Here is a 19,556-nt window from a genome sequence, read left to right as displayed (position 1 = left end):
CTTTGTTGCCTCGCAATAAATAATACTAGGCTCGCTTTCAAGACTATCCGGAGCGGACGGGAAAAATTCTGTAGTTTGCTATGCAAAACAAATGCGCCCCTGCTTCTCTTCAGGGGCGCATTGGTCCGCCTTGCGGCAGACCCCGTCGACCGAAACTTTGGCCGGGGCGGGGCAGGGAACGGGGTCGAACAGCTATTGTTACTGGCGAAGTTCAAAGCCGGAGAGATCGAGTGGCGGGGGTGTCTTCGCTTTGGCGGATTGGGGCAAAGCAGCGGTTTTTGCGGTGAGGTCGATGCCGTCGATCGGAACATTGGCGGCCGCCAGCGCCTCGGGCGTCGGTTTCGAAATGAAGACGACCGGTGAGCCGCCCATCCAGGCCTCGGTGCGCACCACCTTCCTCTGGCCATCGATGTCGCGCACGACGACGGACTGCGTGCCCGGCGCCAGGTCCGGCACCACGTAGTCCTTCTTGACCATTGGCGGCTTGATCGCCGGGCAATCTGTGCAGACCCTGTCGATGATGCTATCGCCACCGGTTTCCGTCTTGCTGTCGATGGGCTGGATCGACGAAGCCATGGCCGAGCCGGCGGCCAGCACACATGCCAAAGTCAGGAAAAAGGGACTCATAACAAAACCACTCCGTCTTACATGTTGGAGAGATTAGCGTCCCTTTGTTTCCATCCTGTCAGGAGATTCGATAAAAGTTTAGCGGAACCGCAGAAATCGGCACAGGCTGGCGGTTTTCGCCTCAAATATTTTCGCGTTCGATCGCGCGCCAGCCAATGTCGCTGCGGTTAAAACCATTCTCCCATTGCACCTCGCCAGCAAGGGCATAGGCGCGCTTTTGCGCGTCGCTGACGGTCTTGCCGGTCGCTGTGATGTTCAGCACCCGACCGCCGGTCGCGACCAGCGCGCCATCCTTCAGCGCTGTGCCGGCATGAAACACCTTGGCGCCTTCGCTGTCGGCGGGCAGGGCAGCTATCGGCGTATTCTTCGCGTAGGAGCCGGGATAGCCTTTCGAGGCCATGACCACGGTCAGCGCCACGTCGTCGCTCCACTCGGCGCTGACCTGATCCAGCGTGCCGTTGGCGCAGGCGAGAAGCAGCGGCAGCAGATCGCTCTTCAGCCGCATCATCAGCACCTGACACTCCGGATCGCCGAAGCGGACATTGTATTCGATCAGCTCCGGTCCCTTGGCGGTGATCATCAGCCCGGCGAAGAAGATGCCGGAGAAGGGATGGCCGCTTTCCGCCATGCCGCGGATCGTTGGTTCGATGATTTCCTTCATCGTGCGCTCGACCATCTCCGCCGTCATGACCGGAGCGGGGGAATAGGCGCCCATGCCGCCGGTATTCGGGCCGGTATCGCCGTCGCCGACGCGCTTGTGGTCCTGGGCGGTAGCAAGAGCCAGCGCATGCTTGCCATCGCAAAGGCAGAAGAAGCTCGCCTCCTCGCCGTCGAGATAGGCTTCGATCACGACCTCGGCTCCGGCCGCGCCAAATGCGCCTTCGAAGCAGTCATCGATGGCAGCGAGCGCTTCCTCGACCGTCATGGCAACGGTGACACCCTTGCCGGCGGCGAGCCCATCTGCCTTGACGACGATCGGCGCGCCCTGCGCACGAATATAGGCTTTCGCCTTTGGCGCATTGTTGAAACGCTGATAGGCGCCGGTCGGGATATCGTAGCGGGCGCAGATATCCTTGGTGAACCCCTTGGAGCCTTCCAACTGCGCGGCTGCGGCGGATGGACCGAACACGGCGATGCCTTCTGCGTGCAAGCGGTCGGCAAGCCCGGCAACCAGCGGCGCTTCCGGGCCGACGACGACGAAGTCGATGGCTTTTTCCTTACAGAAGGCGACGATCGCACCATGGGCTTCGATATCGATGGCGGCAAGTGTGGCATGGTCGGCAATGCCGGGATTGCCCGGCGCGGCGTAGAATTCCGTCATCAGCGGCGATTGCGCCAGTTTCCAGGCGAGCGCATGCTCGCGTCCGCCCGATCCGATCAACAGAACTTTCATGGCTTGCCCTTTTCTTGCGTCCATTTGCGCGGTTAAGGGCCGCTGGACCAAAGGTCAAGCGGCAAATCCTGTGGAGGCGCAGGCTACAACATTGCAACGCCTTTTTATGTCGCTAATGCGAGACGTCGGTTTTCGAATCGTCGGTCCGCTTTCGTTGCTTGGATCGGCACTATCTGATCCGAAAACCGCTTCGTACTTTTCGGGATCATGCTTATGGTCTCCTCACCCTTGTTCAGTTCAGAGAATCCTATGGCCGCCGACATCCGCTCCCTTGCCGCAACCATCGCCACTGAAATCAATTCGCGTGCGGATCAGGCCAAGGCCGCGATCGAGCTTCTCGACGAAGGCGCCACGGTGCCCTTTATTGCTCGCTATCGCAAGGAGGTGACTGGCGGTCTTGATGACGGTCAGTTGCGCACGCTGGCGGAGCGCCTCGTCTATCTGCGCGAGCTGGAAGCCCGCCGGGCGGCTATCGTCGAGTCGATTACCGGTCAGGGCAAGATGACCGACGAGCTGATGCGCAAGATCGCCGTGGTCGCCACCAAGGCTGAGTTGGAAGATCTTTATCTGCCCTATAAGCCTAAGCGCCGCACCCGTGCCGAAATCGCCAGGGAGCGCGGCCTTGGCCCACTTGCCGATACCATTGTTGCCGATCGCTCCAGGGAGCCGGCTTCCCTTGCCGAGGGTTTCATCACCGCTGACGTACCCGACGTGAAGACGGCGCTCGATGGGGCGCGCGACATCATCGCCGAAGGCATTGCCGAAAATGCCGATCTGCTCGGCAAGCTGCGCACCTATATGAAAACGAATGCATTGCTGAAAGCGAGGGTCGTTGACGGCAAGCAGGAGGCGGGTGCGAAATTCGCCGATTATTTCGATCATCAGGAACGTTGGGCAACCGCTCCCGGCCATCGCGCGCTTGCCATGCTGCGCGGCTGGAATGAGGAGATGCTGACGCTGACCATCGAGGTCGACGTCGATGCGGTCTCGCCGAACAAGCCGGTAGAGCGGATGATCGCGACGGCTTATGAGATCGGCACGAGCAAGCCCGGCGACCGCTGGCTGATGGAGGTGGCAAGCTGGACCTGGCGGGTCAAGCTCTCCATGTCGCTGTCGCTCGACCTGATGCGAGAGCTGCGTGAACGCGCCGAAGAGGAGGCCATCCACGTCTTCGCCCGCAATCTGAAGGATCTTTTGCTCGCGGCTCCGGCCGGATCGCGTGCGACCATGGGCCTCGATCCCGGCATCCGCACCGGCGTCAAGGTTGCCGTGGTCGACGGCACGGGCAAGCTGCTGGAAACGACGACGGTCTATCCCTTCCCGCCAAAAAACGATGTGCGCGGCACGCAGGCGACGTTGGCTGCGCTCGTGCGCAAGCACCAGGTCGAGCTGATCGCAATCGGCAACGGCACTGGCAGCCGCGAGACGGAGAAACTGGTGGCTGACATGCTGGCGGATCTGCCGGCACCGAAACCGACCAAGGTGATTGTTTCGGAGGCAGGCGCTTCCGTCTATTCGGCTTCCGAAACGGCGGCGCTGGAGTTTCCCGGTCTCGACGTATCGCTGCGCGGCGCCGTCTCCATCGCCCGCCGTCTTCAGGATCCGCTGGCCGAACTCGTCAAGATCGAGCCGAAATCGATCGGCGTCGGCCAGTATCAGCACGATGTCGACCAGCAGAAGCTGTCGCGCTCGCTCGATGCCGTCGTCGAAGATGCGGTGAACGCGGTCGGTGTCGATCTCAACACGGCCTCCGCGCCACTGCTCTCCCGCGTCTCGGGTCTAGGCCCGTCCATTGCCGACGCGATCGTCAAGCATCGCGACGGGGAGGGACGTTTCGAGACCCGCCGCGATCTCCTGAAGGTTGCCCGTCTCGGCCAGCGCACCTTCGAGCAATGCGCCGGATTCCTGCGCATTCCCGATGGCAAGGAGCCGCTCGACGCCTCATCGGTGCATCCGGAAGCCTATGGCGTGGCGAAGCGGATCGTGGCGGCATGCGGCCGTGATCTGCGCAATCTGATGGGTGATGCTGCTGCGCTGAAGGCGGTCGATCCGCGCCAGTTCATCGACGAAAAATTCGGTTTGCCGACAGTGCGCGACATTATCGCGGAACTGGAAAAGCCCGGCCGCGATCCGCGCCCGAGCTTCAAAACGGCGACCTTCGCCGAGGGGGTCAACGAGATAGGCGATCTCAAGCCCGGCATGCTGCTGGAGGGCACAGTAACCAACGTCGCCGCCTTCGGCGCCTTTGTCGACATCGGTGTCCACCAGGATGGCCTTGTCCACGTCTCGCAGCTCGCCGACCGTTTCGTCAAGGACCCACATGAAGTGGTCAAGGCCGGCGACGTCGTAAAAGTGAAAGTTGTGGAGGTAGACGTCAAGCGCAAACGAATCGGCCTCTCCATGCGCAAGGATGGCAGCACTGCGGCTGCGGCGCCTCAGCATCAATCGCGCGAAAAAAGTGGGGGGCACAACGCTGGCGGTAGGCGTGATAGCGGCCCGAAGCCGGAGCAGCACGGCAGCTTCGGTGCCGCTCTGGCGGATGCACTCAAGCGAAAATAAGGGCTTAGCGAGACTCAGTGCAAGAATGTCACACTCTGGCAGAGTTGTTGCCGGAGTGCCAACGAGTGCGAAAAGGTGCGCTTGCCACATTGATGTGACGCGTTAAAGTCCGTGCTAATGTCATGTCATCATAGGCGAGGCGTCCATGGCGTCGGCACTCTTCTCGATTGTTAAAAAAATCGTCCGTAAAGGCTCCCTGAGACTTACGCTCGCATCCGGCGAGACGCATATGATCGGGGATGGGTCCGGCGAGACGGTTGCCGTCCGCGTCGCCGATCAACAGGCTGAGGACGCGATTGCCCGCGATCCGACCTTGAAGCTCGGCGAAATGTACATGGAAGGCCGCTTCATTCTGGAGCAGGGGGATATTTATGAATTCCTCTCGCTGGTGAAGCAGAATACGACCAACGAAATCTTTGATCTGCGCATGGCGGCGCTCTTGATCGGTCGCATTGCCTGGCAGCAGATCAAAAGCCGCTCGCCGATCAATCGCAACAGATACAATGTTGCGCATCACTATGATTTGTCGGCCAAGCTGTTTGATCTCTTCCTCGATGAGGACTGGCAATATTCCTGCGCCTATTTCGTGCCGCCTGGCATCAGCCTGGACGAAGCCCAAGTGGCCAAGAAGCGCCATATCGCCGCCAAGCTGCTGGTCGAGCCAGGGCAGCGCGTTCTGGAGATTGGCTCCGGCTGGGGCGGCATGGGCATGTATCTAGCCGAAGCCAATCCCGGCCTGGATTTCACCGGGATCACGCTCAGCGAAGAGCAGCTCAAGGTTTCGCGCGATCGCGCCGCCAAGCGCGGCCTGTCCGACCGCATGCGGTTCGAGCTTCAGGACTATCGCTATATGACCGGCAGGAAGTTCGACCGCATCGTCTCGGTCGGCATGTTCGAGCATGTCGGCATCGGCGACTATGGCAAGTTCTTCCGCAAGGTCCACGAATTGCTCGACGACAATGGCGTCATGGTGCTGCATTCTATCGCCCGTCCGAAGCCGAGTTTTGGGACGAACGCCTTCATCGAGAAGTATATTTTCCCCGGCGGCTATATTCCATCCGTCGGAGAGGCCGTGGCACCGCTGGAAAAGGCCGGGTTGCTGGTCAAGGATGTCGAAATCCTGCCGATGCATTATGCCCATACGCTGCGGCATTGGCGCAACCGCTTCGTGGCGCGCAAGGCCGAGGCTGTCGCGCTCTATGACGAGAAGTTCTTCCGCATGTGGGAGTTTTATCTGGCCGGCTCGGAAATGGGCTTCCGCTGGGATGAACTCTTCATCATGCAGATCCAGATTGCCAAGAACCAGTTCGCTGTTCCTGATAACCGCAACTACATTGCCGAGCGGGAAGCGAAGCTCAGGCTATTTGAGGCAACCCGTGCGCCGCTGGAAAAGGTGACGTTCTAAATATCGCCGTTGAGGTTGCGCCGAGCCGTGGATTGCCATGGCTCGGCGTTTTTTGATGTTGGCCCAGCCGGGCAGGACAGCGTTATTTGACCACTTGAATAGTCAGATTCTCGTCGCTGACTTTATTTGCATACAACACGGTCATGCGCAGAGCGAACTGATCCGTGCCGGTGAAGCCAGGATCGGACGTGTAATATACCGTCGTACCTTCGACCGGCTTGCCGCTGCAGACATAGGCGTCACTGTCCTTATCGTATTTAACCCGAACCGGGCCGTGTTCGAAAGTGACCTTGCCGTGGCTAGGTTGCTTGATGATCCCCGTATAGGGGTAGGCGTCGAACGTACAATCCCGCTTCACGGACGCGACCATGCCAAGCGCGGTCTTTTTGCCGGAGATCGCTCTGTGGGAATATTGGTTCTGCTTGGTGCCATCGATTGGCGTGCCGACACAGCCTGAAAGCGTCAAGCCGATACCGAGAAATGCAGTGAGAGAAATCAAAGATATAGTATTCATTCCGCTCTCTTTTTGAATTGCCGATATCGGAATCCCAATAGCGGCGTAGGCAATACCAATGATTGAGTAACCTGTGCCGGAATTAAATCACCGCGACACATCGGCGCAGGCTCGGAGCCGGTGAAATTGCCTTTTTTAAGTTTCGCCTTATCCCTCGAATTCAGTCGTGTTTGGTTAAGAGAGCGGTAACGCGATCGGGATAATTTGCGGCAACTCTAAGGGCGTGTATGGCCCTTTGTATTGCGTATTATGGAGTTGATTGTGTTTGTGAAATCGCGTTTGTTTTTCACCTTCGGCCTGCTCGCTGTTTCTGCGGGCGCCGCTTCGGCCGGGGACGGTCAGCACTTTTGGTCGGGTGATTGGTATCTAAGCGTCGGTGCAGCCGGTTTCACCGCGCCGAAATTCGAAGGCAGCAAACACAACAAGCTGCAATGGGCGCCGTTAATCTCCGTCGGCAAGCAGGGCCCAGGCCCGCGTTTCTCCTCGCGCAACGATAATCCCTCTTTCGCGTTCATCGACAATGACGGCATCCGCGCCGGTATCGTAGGCAAATTCGTGCCGAGCCGGGATTCCAGCGACGGTCACGAGCTGAAGGGCCTGAAGAAGGTCAAGTGGGGCGCCGAAGTGGGCGGCTTCGTCGAAGCCTATCCGACCGACTGGCTGCGCGCCCGTGTCGAAGTCCGCCAGGGCATTCGCGCGCATAGCGGTGTCGTCGCCGACGCTGCCATTGACGCGTTCACCGACATCACGCCGGAACTGCGCCTCTCCGGCGGCCCGCGCATGACGCTCGCTTCCCCTGATTATTTCGACACCTATTATGGCGTTAACGCCAAGCAGTCCGCAGCCTCCGGCCTCAGCCGCTATAATCCGGGCGGCGGCGTGAAGTCCGTCGGCGCTGGCGGTGCGCTGACCTGGAAGGCCAGCCAAAACTGGACCACGAGCGCCTTCGTCGAATATTCCCGCCTGACCGGCCCGGCTGCCGATAGCAGCCTCGTGCGAGAACGCGGCGACCGCAACCAGTTGCTGGTCGGCGTTTCCGCCAGCTACAAGTTCAATTTCACGCTGAACTGAAAAGAGCGGGGCGTCAGCCCTGCCGCTTGACCGCGCCCGCCAGATGTCACTACTAGTCGTCTATGCAAAAGACAGGCGACATTAACGGGCGCGTCGCAGACGCATCATCCGGCAACTGGGTTTATCGCATCCTGCCTGCGGCGCTTTGGCCCTATGCGCAGCTCGCGCGCTGGGACAGGCCGATCGGCTGGCAGCTCCTGATGTGGCCCTGCTTCTGGTCGGCCGCGTTGGCGGCTAATGCTGCTGTTGCGGCGGGCCAGCCTTCGCCCGGCTTTCTGCTGATCTACCACCTCATCCTCTATTTCATCGGGGCCGTCGCCATGCGCGGCGCCGGTTGCACCTATAATGATCTGGTCGATCATGAGATCGACATGGAAGTGGCCCGCACGCGCTCACGTCCGCTGCCGTCCGGCCGGGTGACGCGCTGGCAGGCCAAGATGTTCATTGCGCTGCAGGCTCTGGTCGGCCTGCTGGTGCTGCTGCAATTCAATTGGTTCGCCGTCGTTCTCGGCATCCTGTCGCTAGCCGTCGTCGCGCTTTATCCTTTTGCAAAGCGTTTTACCGATTGGCCGCAATTCTTCCTCGGCCTCGCCTTCTCCTGGGGCGCTCTCATGGGGTGGGCCGGCCTCTTCGGCAGCCTGTCCTTTGCCCCGATCGTGCTCTATGCCGCCTCCATTCTCTGGACGATCGGCTATGACACGATCTACGCGCATCAGGACAAGGAGGATGACGAGCTGATCGGCGTGCGCTCCACCGCGCGGCTTTTCGGTGATCAGACCCGCCTCTGGCTGATCGGCCTTTATGGCGCGACATTGTTTCTGATGCTGGTGTCCTTCGCCTTGGCGGGAGCAGGCTGGCTTGCCTATCTCGGCCTGATCGTCGCCGGCTGCATGTTCGCCTATCAAATCGCCGTGCTTGATATCAACGATGGCGCGCAGTGCCTTGCCCTGTTCAAGTCCAACAATCGGGTCGGCCTGATCGTCTTTGCCGGCCTCTTTCTGTCGTTCTTGTTCCTCGTCCCGTGAGGGGAGGGGGTTTGCCACATGCGGTTCTCAAGGGGGCGTCATGGCATGTGAAATCCGCCCTGCTGCCAAGGTAGACGCTGAAGCAATCAGCGACGTGATCCTTGCAGCACTTCGGGAGGTCAATGCGAAGGACTATTCTCCCGATATCATCGATCGCGTTGCCGATAGTTTCAGTCCCGCTGCCGTGCGCAAGCTGTTGGGCAGCCGAACGGTCTTCGTGGCGATCGATGGCGGAAGCATCGTTGGTACTGCCAGCCTCGATGGCGCCGTTGTCCGCACGGTGTTCGTTGCTCCTTCCGCACAAAGGCGCGGCATTGGCGCCCGCCTCATGGCTGAAATCGAACAGGCGGCTATCACAGGCGGCATCACCACCTTGTCCGTGCCGTCGTCCATCACTGCACAGGGCTTTTACGAGAAGCTCGGCTTCAACAGTGTCTCAGACAGTTTCTACGGCGACGAACGAACCATCATCATGGAGCGCTCACTGACGCCATAAAGATTTCGGCCGCGGGATTGCCTCTCCCGCGGCCGATTCTTGAGAATTTAGTAAGCGAACGAATGCGCCTCAGCGCCGCGCGATAATCTCGCGGCCTTCGATCTTCATCTTGACGCCGAGCTTGCCGGTCGAGCGGCGCACGAGGAAGCGCGGGCGGCGATTGGCGAAATAGGAGTGGCGGCGACGGGGCTGGATGTCGCGGGTGGCGACGCCGCCCAGATGCTCTTCCAGCGGACGGGCGACGCCGTCGGCTTCGATCATCATCATCGGAATGCGGAAGGCTTCCGACCAGGAGCGCCAGTCGGCGGCGATGTCGCTCAAATCATGGGCGACGAGGAGGGGGATGCAGAGATCGGGATCCTCATGATGCAATTCCAGCGTCACCGTGACTTCGCCGTCGCCATGGTCGATGGCGCGGGCGGCAACGCCCTTGAAGGCACGCTTCGGCAATGCGACCGACAGCGGCAGGCCACTGGACGGCAAGATCTTGCGCAGCACCGCGCCGCGTTCGTCGATCGTGATGGTGACATCACCCGCGGCACCCCGCATGGCATAGCTGACCTGTTGCGGAAAGCGCGTCGGATCCAGCCGCAGTGTGGTTCCAGCCCAATCGGGCTTCAGGACGGTATTTGTCATCTAATCTCTACCCTTGCTTTACCTGAGAGCCGGTTTTCCGGTCTTCTTACGGAGAACGTCATGTCCTCTCGTTGGGTGCAGATTAGGCGGCCCCCCTTCCAGACAGCTTAAAAATCGCGGTTAAGAAAACTTTGCGTCCTCAAATGGTTAGCAAAGTCGAATGCATCAGGGTTTCCATAACGTGAATGGGAGCGCGCAACCGGTCGTGCCGATTTGGTGCACGCGGCGGCCGAAGTATTGTAAGTCTCAGGTAAGGTTTATCTGCGAGAATGCCGATAGATTCGCCGCCATATATTAGAGATTTATTGGACGCCCGCTGATGATATCCACCTATCTTGGCTATTCGATCGCGACCCGAAGCATGGCGACGACCCTCAATCAGGTGGCATCGCAGACGCAGAACAAGCGTGCGATCGACTATTACAATGCCAATATTGGCAAAGTCACCAGCGTCGACGATTTCATGAACGACTATCAGCTCTATAGCTACGCTATGGAAGCTTACGGCCTTTCGGACATGACCTATGCCAAGGCCTTTATGAAACAGGTGCTGACCAGCGACCTCAGCGACTCCACTAGTTTCGCGAACAAGCTGACGGATTCGCGCTACAAGGAATTCGCCGCCGCGTTCAATTTCGGCACGAGCAGCGATACGACGGCGCAAACCAGTGAACAGGAAGGCGATCTGGTCGGTCTTTATCAGCAGTCCTTTACGACTGAGGAAACCAACGCCGAGACTGAAACCAATTATTACAGCCAGAACATTAGCAGCGTTAAAACCGTCGACGATCTCCTTAGCAATACGCGCTTGCGCAATTACGTGCTGCAGGCCTACGGGATCGATCCGACCTACGTGTCGAATTCAACTCTGAAAAAGATGCTGACGAGTGATGTCAGCGATTCGACCAGCTTTGTGAATCAGAACGGCAGCGCCGCCGACAAGGCGCTCGTCGCGGAATTCAATTTCAATTCCGACGGAAGCGTGAAGACGTCGACGGCGGACGCCGATACGACCTATTATCAGAACCAGATCAGCTCGATCACCTCCGTCGACCAGCTTACCTCCAATCCCAAGCTGTTCGACTATGTCAAAATCGCTTTCGACATCCCGACCTATATCACGGCCGACCAATTCAATGCCTCGGCCGAGGATGCGGGTGTTGCCAAGACGAACGGGCTCATCGATGTGATGGCGCAGTTCAATTTCCAGGCCGACGGCACGGTTGCCAGCGGCTCGCAAGCGCAGTCCTCCACTCAGCTCAGCACGACGACGGCCGCCTACGCAACCAACTATCCGGGCGGTCCGCAGACGCTCGGCCAGACGGCCGAGGTCATGAGCGCCTACAATTCCACCGTTCCCTCATACACGACCGAGGTCGGCGCTACCGATAACGATCTTTATTACAAGGATCACATCGGTTCCATCACTTCGGTCGACGAACTGACCTCGGACACGCGGCTCTTCGATTATGTCAAGACAGCGTATGGGGTCGATGCGAGCACCCCTGCTATCGTATTCAAAAACGCGTTCGCCGACTCCAAGACTGCCTCCATTTTTGGCCTCACCGACGTTGTTGCGGCGTTCAACTTCCAGTCGGATGGTACGCTGGCGTCCGGCGACGTGGCGCAGTCTCAGGCCGAGATCAATGCGGCATCGACCGGCTATATGAGTAATTACGCGACGTCGCAGACGTCGCTCACCACGGATGCGGTCAACAATTACAAGACCCGCATCGCCAGCGTGAAGGATATTGACGACTTCTTCGCCACCAATGCGACCGCCGACAGCGACGATTCCAATGACGATCTTCCCGAGCTCTACCAAATGGCGCTGCGCGCTTACGGCATCAGCTCGGACGAGATGTCGAAGACGCAGATGAAGAAGGTTCTTGAAAGCGATCCCTACGATTCGAAGAGCTATGTCAACTCGCTCAAGGACACGCGTTTCACCGATCTCGCCAAGGCCTTCAACTTCGGCAGCGATGGCAAGCTGAAGCAGCCGGTCCAGGCTCTGTCGGAGACGCAGATTAATAATTACATTTCCGAATATTCCAGCGACAAGCGGGCCGGACTGACGGGCGCTCAGCTCACGAAGGCCACCAGCGACGCCAAGGATGCCGCTACCTATTTCGCGACCAATATCGTTAAGATCACCAGTGTCAGTGACCTTCTCGCTGACAGCAAGCTTACCGATTTCATCCTGACTGCCAATGGCATCGACCCGAAGAAGGTCACCACCGCCACGCTGAAGAAGGCCTTCGCCTCCGATACGACTGACTCCAAGAGCTTCGTCAACACGGATGATGGCGCTCAGTTCAAGAGCATTGTCGAGGCGTTCAACTTCGACACGGATGGAAACCTGACGGACGCGAAACAGGGTACGGCGCAAAACCAAGGCGCGATCTCTCAGACGAACGACCTCTTCCTGCATCAGACCCTCGAGGATCAACAGGGAGAGACCAATCCTGGTGTTCGCCTGGCGCTTTATTTCCAGCGTAAGGCGCCCGACATCCATTCCATCTACGACATCATGGGCGATAGCGCGCTCTATTCGGTCATGACGACGACCTTTAACCTGCCGAGCTCGATCTCCTCGATGGATGTCGATCAGCAGGCCAAGGTGTTGGGCAGCTATCTTGATGTCACCGACCTGCAGGACCCGGACAAGGTCAACAAGCTTCTGCAGCGGTTCTCCGCCATGTACGATATCGAGAACAACACCACTTCGTCGACATCGCCCGCCCTATCGATTCTGTCGGGTTCCTCGAGCGTCGGCATCAGTGCCGATACGCTGCTTTCGATCGCCCAGCTTTCCAATAAATAACGAACAGCGCCAAAATTGATGCCTCGCGCCGCTTCGATGTGCGGCGCGAAAGCCGTCGGCATACCTGTTGCAGCCGTGCCGGTATGGGTCGCCCTCGGGTTCTGGAGACGCGGAATAAGTGCGTTCGAGGCCGATAAGAAGGAACTTATTAACCGTCCTTGCCCTATTCGATTTGAGAAGCCATCGGCAATATCAATGACTGGGTTGCAGGTCTCATGCGTCTTTCTCGAACGAACATTTCGAATGCGGCAACCGGCTTCCAGCAGGAGGGTGAGCCGGACCCGGAGCAGGTCGCAGAAGAGGCCCGCCGGGCCGAGCAGATCGCTGCCCGCCGCGCATTCCTGGAAGAAAAAATCCGCAATGCGCGCGAAGCAAAGCGGCGCGCGGAAGAACAGCGCCGTGCCGAGGAATTGCGGCATGCCGAAGAAGCTCGCCTGCGAATCGCCGCCGCGCCAAAACCTGTCGTGGAGGCCTTGCAAGCCAGCACGGCGGCAAGCGGCCCCATCATGCCTGTCACGCCGCACGGGATCTCCGCAGAGGAGCTTGCCTCGCCCGGCTGGCAAAACGCCTTCCTGATGGGACCGAACGTCCGTTTCACCCGCACGCGCGAGACCGAGATCATCAGCCGGCGTCCGCCCGTGGAACCTGCGCCCACCTCGGCGCCCGCGGCCGTCAACCACGCCGCAATGCGCGTCATTGAGCCGCCGGTGCCCGAATCACATGGCTCTATCGATCGTCCGCAGATGGACCAGTCGGCAGAATTCCAACTGCCGCCATGGGAAGACATGCCGTTCGTGGGTGAGACCTTCAAGCCTACCGTAATTCAGAAATCTCCGGCGATGCAGCCGGACGCATTGGAGATGACCGTCATCGCTACCGCATTCCATAGAGCTCCCGCGATCGCGCTGGATGCCTCCTCGTCGCTGCCGAAAGTTGAAGAATCAGTCGCCGCGCCTGTGGTCGAATCGCGGCTTGCCCATCTCTCGGATTTCGCCTTCTGGGACGCCATGCCCTTCGATGGTGAATTCCTCTCCGCCATCAAGGGCAAGCCGGTCCAGCCGATGCTCGTTCCTGAGATCCAATCTGAGGTCGAATCGATCGTCGCGAAATTCCGCGTCGTCGAATGCCGCCGCCCGTCGCCTGCCGTAGACTCACCGCTACAGACCGAAATTTTAACGGCCGTTGCCTCCGCCGCACCTGCTCCGGCTATGGAGCCGGCCCCGGTCGGCGCATTCGTGATGGACGAGCTTGCCGCGCTCGAAGCTGCGGTACTGGCGCCCTTTGTGCCGGCCTCGATCGAGGCCGCAGCGCCGGTCGAAGCGGACGCAAAGGTGACGGAACCTGTCGCGTTCATCCCGCCCGCCTTCGTCACCGCAGTATTTGCCGGTGAGGCAGAGGCCATTGTCGAGGTTCAGCCGGCTGCGGCTCCGAGCCTGCCTTCTCCGGCTCCGGTCATGGTCGTCGCGCCGATACCGGTTCGCACGCCGGCGCCGGCTGCGGCCGCTCCCATGGTTGAAGCAAAGCCGGTCATTCCCGCCGTCGAAGCCGCCAAACAGCGTCTGATCGATCCGCCGCCGTCGCAGATTACACCGCGCAGGGCTAATGCCTTGGCTCTTCCGGAATGGCGGCCGATCGCCCGCAGCGGTGAGGGTGAATATGAGCTCCCGCCCCGCGAACTGCTGCAGGAGCCTGCCGCCCGGACCGGCGTGATCATGACGCAGGAAACGCTGGAGCAGAATGCCGGCCTTCTTGAAAGCGTGCTCGAAGACTTCGGCGTCAAGGGCGAGATCATCCATGTTCGTCCCGGCCCTGTCGTTACGCTCTATGAATTCGAGCCGGCTCCCGGCGTTAAATCCTCGCGCGTCATCAACCTTGCCGACGATATTGCTCGCTCGATGTCGGCTCTGTCAGCCCGCGTCGCCGTCGTTCCCGGTCGCAATGTCATCGGCATCGAACTGCCGAACGTCACCCGGGAGACCGTCTATTTCCGCGAAATGATCGAGTCCGCGGATTTCGAGAGGAGTGGCTACAAGCTGGCGCTCGGCCTCGGCAAGACGATCGGCGGCGAGCCCGTCATCGCGGAACTCGCCAAGATGCCGCATCTGCTGGTCGCCGGCACCACCGGTTCGGGCAAGTCGGTTGCCATCAACACGATGATCCTGTCGCTGCTCTATCGTATGACGCCGGAGCAATGCCGCCTGATCATGGTCGATCCGAAAATGCTCGAACTTTCTGTCTATGACGGCATCCCGCATCTGCTGACCCCGGTCGTTACCGATCCCAAGAAGGCCGTCATGGCGCTGAAATGGGCCGTGCGCGAGATGGAGGATCGCTATCGCAAGATGTCGCGCCTCGGCGTCCGCAATATCGACGGCTATAACAGCCGCGTCGCTTCGGCCCGTGAAAAGGGCGAGACGATCCATGTCATGGTCCAGACCGGCTTCGACAAGGGCACGGGTGCCCCGATCGAAGAACAGCAGGAAATGGACCTGACGCCGATGCCCTATATCGTCGTCATCGTCGACGAAATGGCCGACCTGATGATGGTTGCCGGCAAGGAAATCGAAGGCGCGATCCAGCGTCTGGCGCAGATGGCGCGCGCCGCAGGCATCCACCTAATCATGGCGACGCAGCGTCCGTCGGTCGATGTCATCACCGGCACGATCAAGGCAAACTTCCCGACCCGCATCTCCTTCCAGGTGACCTCGAAGATCGACAGCCGCACCATCCTCGGCGAGCAGGGCGCTGAGCAGCTCCTCGGCCAGGGCGACATGCTGCATATGGCCGGCGGCGGGCGCATCTCGCGCGTCCATGGTCCCTTCGTTTCGGATGAAGAGGTCGAAAAGGTCGTCGCACATCTGAAGACTCAAGGGCGGCCGGAATATCTCGATACGGTCACCGCCGACGAGGAAGAAGACGACGAGGAAGAAGACACGGCTGTCTTCGACAAGGGCGCCATCGCCTCGGAAGACGGCGACGATCTCTACGAACAGGCGATCAAGGTGGTCATGCGCGACAAGAAGTGCTCGACCTCCTACATCCAGCGCCGCCTCGGCATCGGCTATAACCGCGCTGCCTCGCTCGTCGAGCGCATGGAAAAGGACGGTCTGGTCGGCCCCGCCAACCATGTCGGCAAGCGTGAGATCATCTCGGGCAACCGCAATGGCGGCGGCAATTCGGGCCAAGACGATTTCGATTGATCAAGCAGGCTGCAAAGCTAGCGCGACATGAGAGCGGCATAACGAGGCGGCTTTCCAACGGAAGGCCGCTTCTTTTTTATCAGACGCGCTCGAGCTTGATATGCGGCAGCGGCGGCAGCTCGACGCGGATGGCGTCATCGGGTTGCACGCGGCCACCCTGCGAGACGATACCCATGATGCCAGCCTTGCGGATCAGACCGCCATCGGCATCTTTATCGAGCACCGCATGCAGCAGGCCCTTCTGGAAATCGTCGATTTGCTTGCACGGGTTGCGAAGCCCAGTCACTTCCACGATCGCTTCCTCGCCGATATGCAGGCGCGCCCCTTGAGGCAGGGAAAGTAGGTCGATCCCTCGGGTCGCTATATTCTCGCCCATGTCGCCTGGAGCAACAGAGAATCCCTTTTCTGTGAGTTCGTCGAACAGCTCCTCGTGGATAATATGCACTTGACGCAGATTGGGTTGCGTCGGATCGACCGCGACGCGCGAGCGATGCTTTACCGTCACCCCCATATGCGCGTCGCCTTCCACGCCGAGCCCCGTCAGCAGTTGAATGTGATCCTTGTTCTGCTTGCTGAAACTATGCACGCCGCTGCTGCTGACTGACGTCACATATACGCGTTTGTCGCCCATGCCGAACCCTTCCATAGCGTGTTGCTACCCGTTTAAGGCAGCCAACCGGCTCTCAGATCTTGAGGACTTTTCCCGGATTCATGATCCCTGCCGGGTCGAACGCCGTCTTAATCCGGCGCATCAGATCCATCTCGATTTCAGGGCGGATCGAAGCCAGTTCGTCGCGCTTCAATTGCCCGATGCCGTGTTCGGCGGAGATCGAGCCGCCATGTTGCAGCACCAGCCCGTGCACGATCTTGTTCATTTCGCGCCAGCGGCCGATGAACTCCGCCTTGTCCGCTCCCACGGGCTGCGAGATGTTGTAGTGGATATTGCCGTCGCCCATATGGCCGAAAGCGCAGATGCGGGCGCCGGGCATGGCGGCCATCACTGCCTTCTCCGCCTCGTGCATGAATTTCGGGATCTGCGCGACCGGCACGGAGACGTCGTGTTTGATCGAGCCGCCCTCCGGCTTCTGCGCGTCCGACATGCTCTCGCGCATGTGCCACAGCGCCTTCCGCTGCGCCTCGGAATTGGCGATGGTCGCATCCTGGATCAGGCCGGCCTCGTAACCTTGCTCCAGCAGCGTCGTCATCATCCCCTCCGCGGTCTCGGCCGAATCCGATGTGGAGATATCGATCAGCACATACCAGGGATGCACTGTTTCCAGCGGATCGCGCACGCCCGGAATATGGCGAGCGGTGAACTCGACGCCGATGCGCGGCATCAGCTCGAAGCCGGTCAGCGCCGGGCCGCAGAGGCTGGCCGCATTCTTGAACAGTGTCAGTGCGTCTTCGGTCGATTGGATACCGGCAAAAGCCACCTGATGGCCAAGCGGTTGCGGGAAAAGCTTCAGCACCGCGCCGGTGATAACGCCGAGCGTTCCCTCGGCGCCGATGAAGAGGTCGCGCAGGTCGTAACCGGTATTGTCCTTTTTCAGCCGCCGCAGGCCGTTCCAGATTTCGCCGGTTGGCAGCACCACTTCAAGGCCGAGGCAGAGCTGGCGCATATTGCCGTAGGCAAGAACGGCCGTGCCGCCGGCATTGGTGGAGAGATTGCCGGCGATGCGGCAGGAGCCCTCGGAGCCGAGCGACAGCGGAAACATGCGGCCATGCTCTTCCGCCGCTTTCTGCACATCAGCCAGGATGCAACCACCATCGACGATCATGGTATTGCCGACCGGATCGATGTCGCGGATGCGGTTCATGCGCTCCAATGAGAGGATGATGTCAGAGCCGCCCTCGCGGGGCGTTTGGCCACCGACAAGGCCGGTGTTACCGGTCTGGGGTACGATGGCCGTGCCGGTCTCGCTGGCAAGCTTCAGGATTGCCGAAACCTCTTCCACCGAGCCCGGCTTCAAGAGCAGGGGCGATGCGCCGTGATAGAGCCCGCGATTTTCGATAAGATGCGGTGCGATCTCCGCAGGGTCCTGCACGGCATGCTTTTCGCCGACGATCGCGGCAAAGCGATCCAGAAGGGCGGAGGAGGGGGCGGAGCTGCTCATGGCGTGTCCTTTGCCGATGTGTCTTTGACCGGATTTACTCTCTGGGCGCGGCCGCGCGGCGCAGGCGGTCGTTGATGGCTTCGCCGAGGCCTTCGTCGGGAATGCTGGAAAAGGCGATCATTGCCGCGCCGCTGCCATCGGCGCGTTTCATGAAATCGAACAGATTGGCGGCGGCTTCCGCAAGATCGCCGGACGGGCTGAGATCGAGCACCATGGCCGCGTTCTCCGCACCGGCAATGTCCGGCCGGCCAAAACGGATCAACGCCTCGCCCGGTAAAACAGCAGTCGCATCGAGCCGCACCGCAGCACCCGGCGCGTAATGGGAGGCAAGCATGCCTGGCGCCTCAATGGCCGGCGAGGCACCGTTCTTGCGCTTGAGGAGCTGACCCGCGATCCGTTCGATCTCCTCCGCCGCGAGGCCCCCCGGCCTCAGCAGCCGCATCTCCCCGTCTTCAACCTTGACGATCGTCGATTCAACGCCGACGACCGAAGCGCCGGCATCGAGGATGAGCGTAATCCGTTCGCCAAGATCGTCATGAACATGATCGGCGCTGGTAGCGCTGATCTTGCCGGACGTATTGGCGCTGGGGGCGGCGAGTGGCCGGCCGAAGGCGCGGATCAACTCGCCCGCAAAACCCTGCGGCACACGGATGCCGATCGTATCAAGCCCCGCGGTCGCCAGCGGATGGATATCGCTTTCCGGCCGCAGCGGCAGCACAAGGGTCAACGGACCGGGCCAGAAGGCTTCGGCCAGCTTCCGCGAGATCGGGTCGAAGATCGCATGGCGTTCCGCCATGGCAAGATCGCTCATGTGGCAAATCAGCGGATTGAAGCGGGGCCGGCCCTTAGTCTCGTAGATTCGGGTGATAGCAGCGGGATTGGTGGCATCGGCGGCAAGCCCATAGACCGTCTCGGTCGGCAACCCGATCGGCAGCCCCTCGGCAAGCGTTTCCGACGCCGCAGCTATAGCCGTTTCGGGATCCTGGAGAATGTCTATGTGTCGCGCCATGGCCTGACCGTTGTAGTTCAGGCCGTTCTTATGCTTTTCAAGTTTGGGGATCAATGATCAAAGCTGGCGAATGATGTCGCGGAGCTGTTCGTTGCGTGCGCCAAGCAGCAGCACGTTGCGGATAGCGATCTGCGGATCGTGCGTGTGGAAGAGTACGCCATTGCCTCGGATCTCGCGGTTGATCGTCAGTTTCTTTTCCGGCGATTCCTGATCCGGCAAAACGGCGACGGCAAAATACATTCGTGAATATTTCAGGCTGATATTTTCGAAGAAATTGTCGTTCTGCCCGATGCGGGCAAAGAAGTTGGCGATGTAGAAGGCCCAGCTCACCTCTTCATACTGCGCAAATTGCGTTCGCGCCGCAGTAACATGGCAATAACCGAGATGCGGCGTGTCCTTCAGCGTGTGATGGAAGATCAGCTTTGGAAAACGAATCGATTGGTGAAAGCTGTTCAGCCGATCATGGGTCTTTTCGCCAGCATTCCGCAGCTTATTCGCCGTGCGCTCGGCCACTTCCTCATAGCTGAGATAGCGCCGCTCTTCGGCCAGCCAATGCGCCCTGTCGCGGGTGATACGGCCGGTGCGCAGGAATTCGCTATGGGAGGCCGCCGGCAATTCCGGTTCCGGTTCGGCGGGCTTCTTGGCGTCGAAATATCTGAGCTTGGCCATGGCGGCACTCACGG

Annotated in this window: 15 protein-coding genes; 7 read left to right on the top strand and 8 right to left on the bottom strand. The window is 60.0% G+C overall.

All coding sequences use genetic code 11. The annotated features are described in order from the left end of the window. Positions 1-198: 198 nt before the first annotated feature. Together ACXHXG_RS03130 and purD are read right to left on the bottom strand one after the other, a co-directional pair. Positions 199-627, bottom strand: coding sequence for a plant virulence effector HPE1-like domain-containing protein (locus ACXHXG_RS03130; RefSeq protein ID WP_457898462.1), 429 nt, complete (start codon positions 625-627; stop codon positions 199-201). Between the two features lie 121 nt (positions 628-748). Continuing rightward, complete coding sequence (gene purD / locus ACXHXG_RS03125; RefSeq protein ID WP_457898461.1) at positions 749-2,020, bottom strand: phosphoribosylamine--glycine ligase; 1,272 nt, start codon at positions 2,018-2,020, stop codon at positions 749-751. A 249-nt stretch (positions 2,021-2,269) separates the two neighbouring features. Between purD and ACXHXG_RS03120 the strand changes: the two genes are divergently transcribed. Next, positions 2,270-4,579: a Tex-like N-terminal domain-containing protein gene (locus tag ACXHXG_RS03120; protein WP_457898460.1), complete on the top strand. Its 2,310-nt coding sequence runs from the start codon at positions 2,270-2,272 to the stop codon at positions 4,577-4,579. A 145-nt stretch (positions 4,580-4,724) separates the two neighbouring features. After that, positions 4,725-5,984 (top strand): cyclopropane fatty acid synthase, encoded by a 1,260-nt coding sequence (locus ACXHXG_RS03115; protein ID WP_457898459.1) that lies wholly within the window; start codon positions 4,725-4,727, stop codon positions 5,982-5,984. Between the two features lie 82 nt (positions 5,985-6,066). Here ACXHXG_RS03115 and ACXHXG_RS03110 read toward each other — a convergent pair whose 3' ends face one another. Further along, the gene (locus ACXHXG_RS03110) at positions 6,067-6,498 is read right to left on the bottom strand and encodes a hypothetical protein (protein WP_457898458.1); all 432 of its coding nucleotides are present in this window, start codon (positions 6,496-6,498) and stop codon (positions 6,067-6,069) included. 261 nt (positions 6,499-6,759) lie between these two features. Between ACXHXG_RS03110 and ACXHXG_RS03105 the strand changes: the two genes are divergently transcribed. The 3 genes from ACXHXG_RS03105 (at position 6,760) to ACXHXG_RS03095 (ending at position 9,090) form a co-directional block, all read left to right on the top strand. Next, positions 6,760-7,569, top strand: a complete 810-nt coding sequence (locus ACXHXG_RS03105; protein WP_457898457.1) for a MipA/OmpV family protein — start codon at positions 6,760-6,762, stop codon at positions 7,567-7,569. Positions 7,570-7,631: 62 nt separating this feature from the next. Then, complete coding sequence (ubiA, locus tag ACXHXG_RS03100) at positions 7,632-8,594, top strand: 4-hydroxybenzoate octaprenyltransferase (protein ID WP_283049413.1); 963 nt, start codon at positions 7,632-7,634, stop codon at positions 8,592-8,594. Between the two features lie 40 nt (positions 8,595-8,634). After that, on the top strand, positions 8,635-9,090 hold the full coding sequence (locus ACXHXG_RS03095; protein ID WP_283049415.1) for a GNAT family N-acetyltransferase: 456 nt from the start codon (positions 8,635-8,637) through the stop codon (positions 9,088-9,090). A gap of 69 nt (positions 9,091-9,159) precedes the next feature. On the opposite strand, the gene ACXHXG_RS03090 is transcribed toward ACXHXG_RS03095, so the two are convergent. Continuing rightward, entirely contained in the window at positions 9,160-9,726 is a 567-nt protein-coding gene (locus ACXHXG_RS03090; protein ID WP_283049417.1) for a DUF6101 family protein, read from the bottom strand. A gap of 319 nt (positions 9,727-10,045) precedes the next feature. Between ACXHXG_RS03090 and ACXHXG_RS03085 the strand changes: the two genes are divergently transcribed. Continuing rightward, on the top strand, positions 10,046-12,550 hold the full coding sequence (locus ACXHXG_RS03085; RefSeq protein ID WP_457898456.1) for a DUF1217 domain-containing protein: 2,505 nt from the start codon (positions 10,046-10,048) through the stop codon (positions 12,548-12,550). Between the two features lie 215 nt (positions 12,551-12,765). After that, positions 12,766-15,750, top strand: a complete 2,985-nt coding sequence (locus ACXHXG_RS03080) for a DNA translocase FtsK (RefSeq protein WP_285167914.1) — start codon at positions 12,766-12,768, stop codon at positions 15,748-15,750. A 79-nt stretch (positions 15,751-15,829) separates the two neighbouring features. Here ACXHXG_RS03080 and ACXHXG_RS03075 read toward each other — a convergent pair whose 3' ends face one another. From ACXHXG_RS03075 to ACXHXG_RS03060, 4 genes are read right to left on the bottom strand one after another with little or no spacing between them, the layout of a single operon-like run. Further along, positions 15,830-16,381 (bottom strand): MOSC domain-containing protein, encoded by a 552-nt coding sequence (locus tag ACXHXG_RS03075; protein WP_104822192.1) that lies wholly within the window; start codon positions 16,379-16,381, stop codon positions 15,830-15,832. Between the two features lie 52 nt (positions 16,382-16,433). Next, positions 16,434-17,864, bottom strand: coding sequence for an FAD-binding oxidoreductase (locus tag ACXHXG_RS03070; protein WP_457898455.1), 1,431 nt, complete (start codon positions 17,862-17,864; stop codon positions 16,434-16,436). Between the two features lie 34 nt (positions 17,865-17,898). After that, positions 17,899-18,873, bottom strand: coding sequence for an L-threonylcarbamoyladenylate synthase (locus ACXHXG_RS03065; RefSeq protein WP_457898815.1), 975 nt, complete (start codon positions 18,871-18,873; stop codon positions 17,899-17,901). Positions 18,874-18,930: 57 nt separating this feature from the next. Next, on the bottom strand, positions 18,931-19,542 hold the full coding sequence (locus tag ACXHXG_RS03060; RefSeq protein WP_457898454.1) for a DUF6656 family protein: 612 nt from the start codon (positions 19,540-19,542) through the stop codon (positions 18,931-18,933). Positions 19,543-19,556: the final 14 nt, after the last annotated feature.

It is taken from the genome of Rhizobium sp. LEGMi-198b, from assembly GCF_054114205.1.
This window is presented reverse-complemented; position numbering and strand designations above follow the sequence as displayed.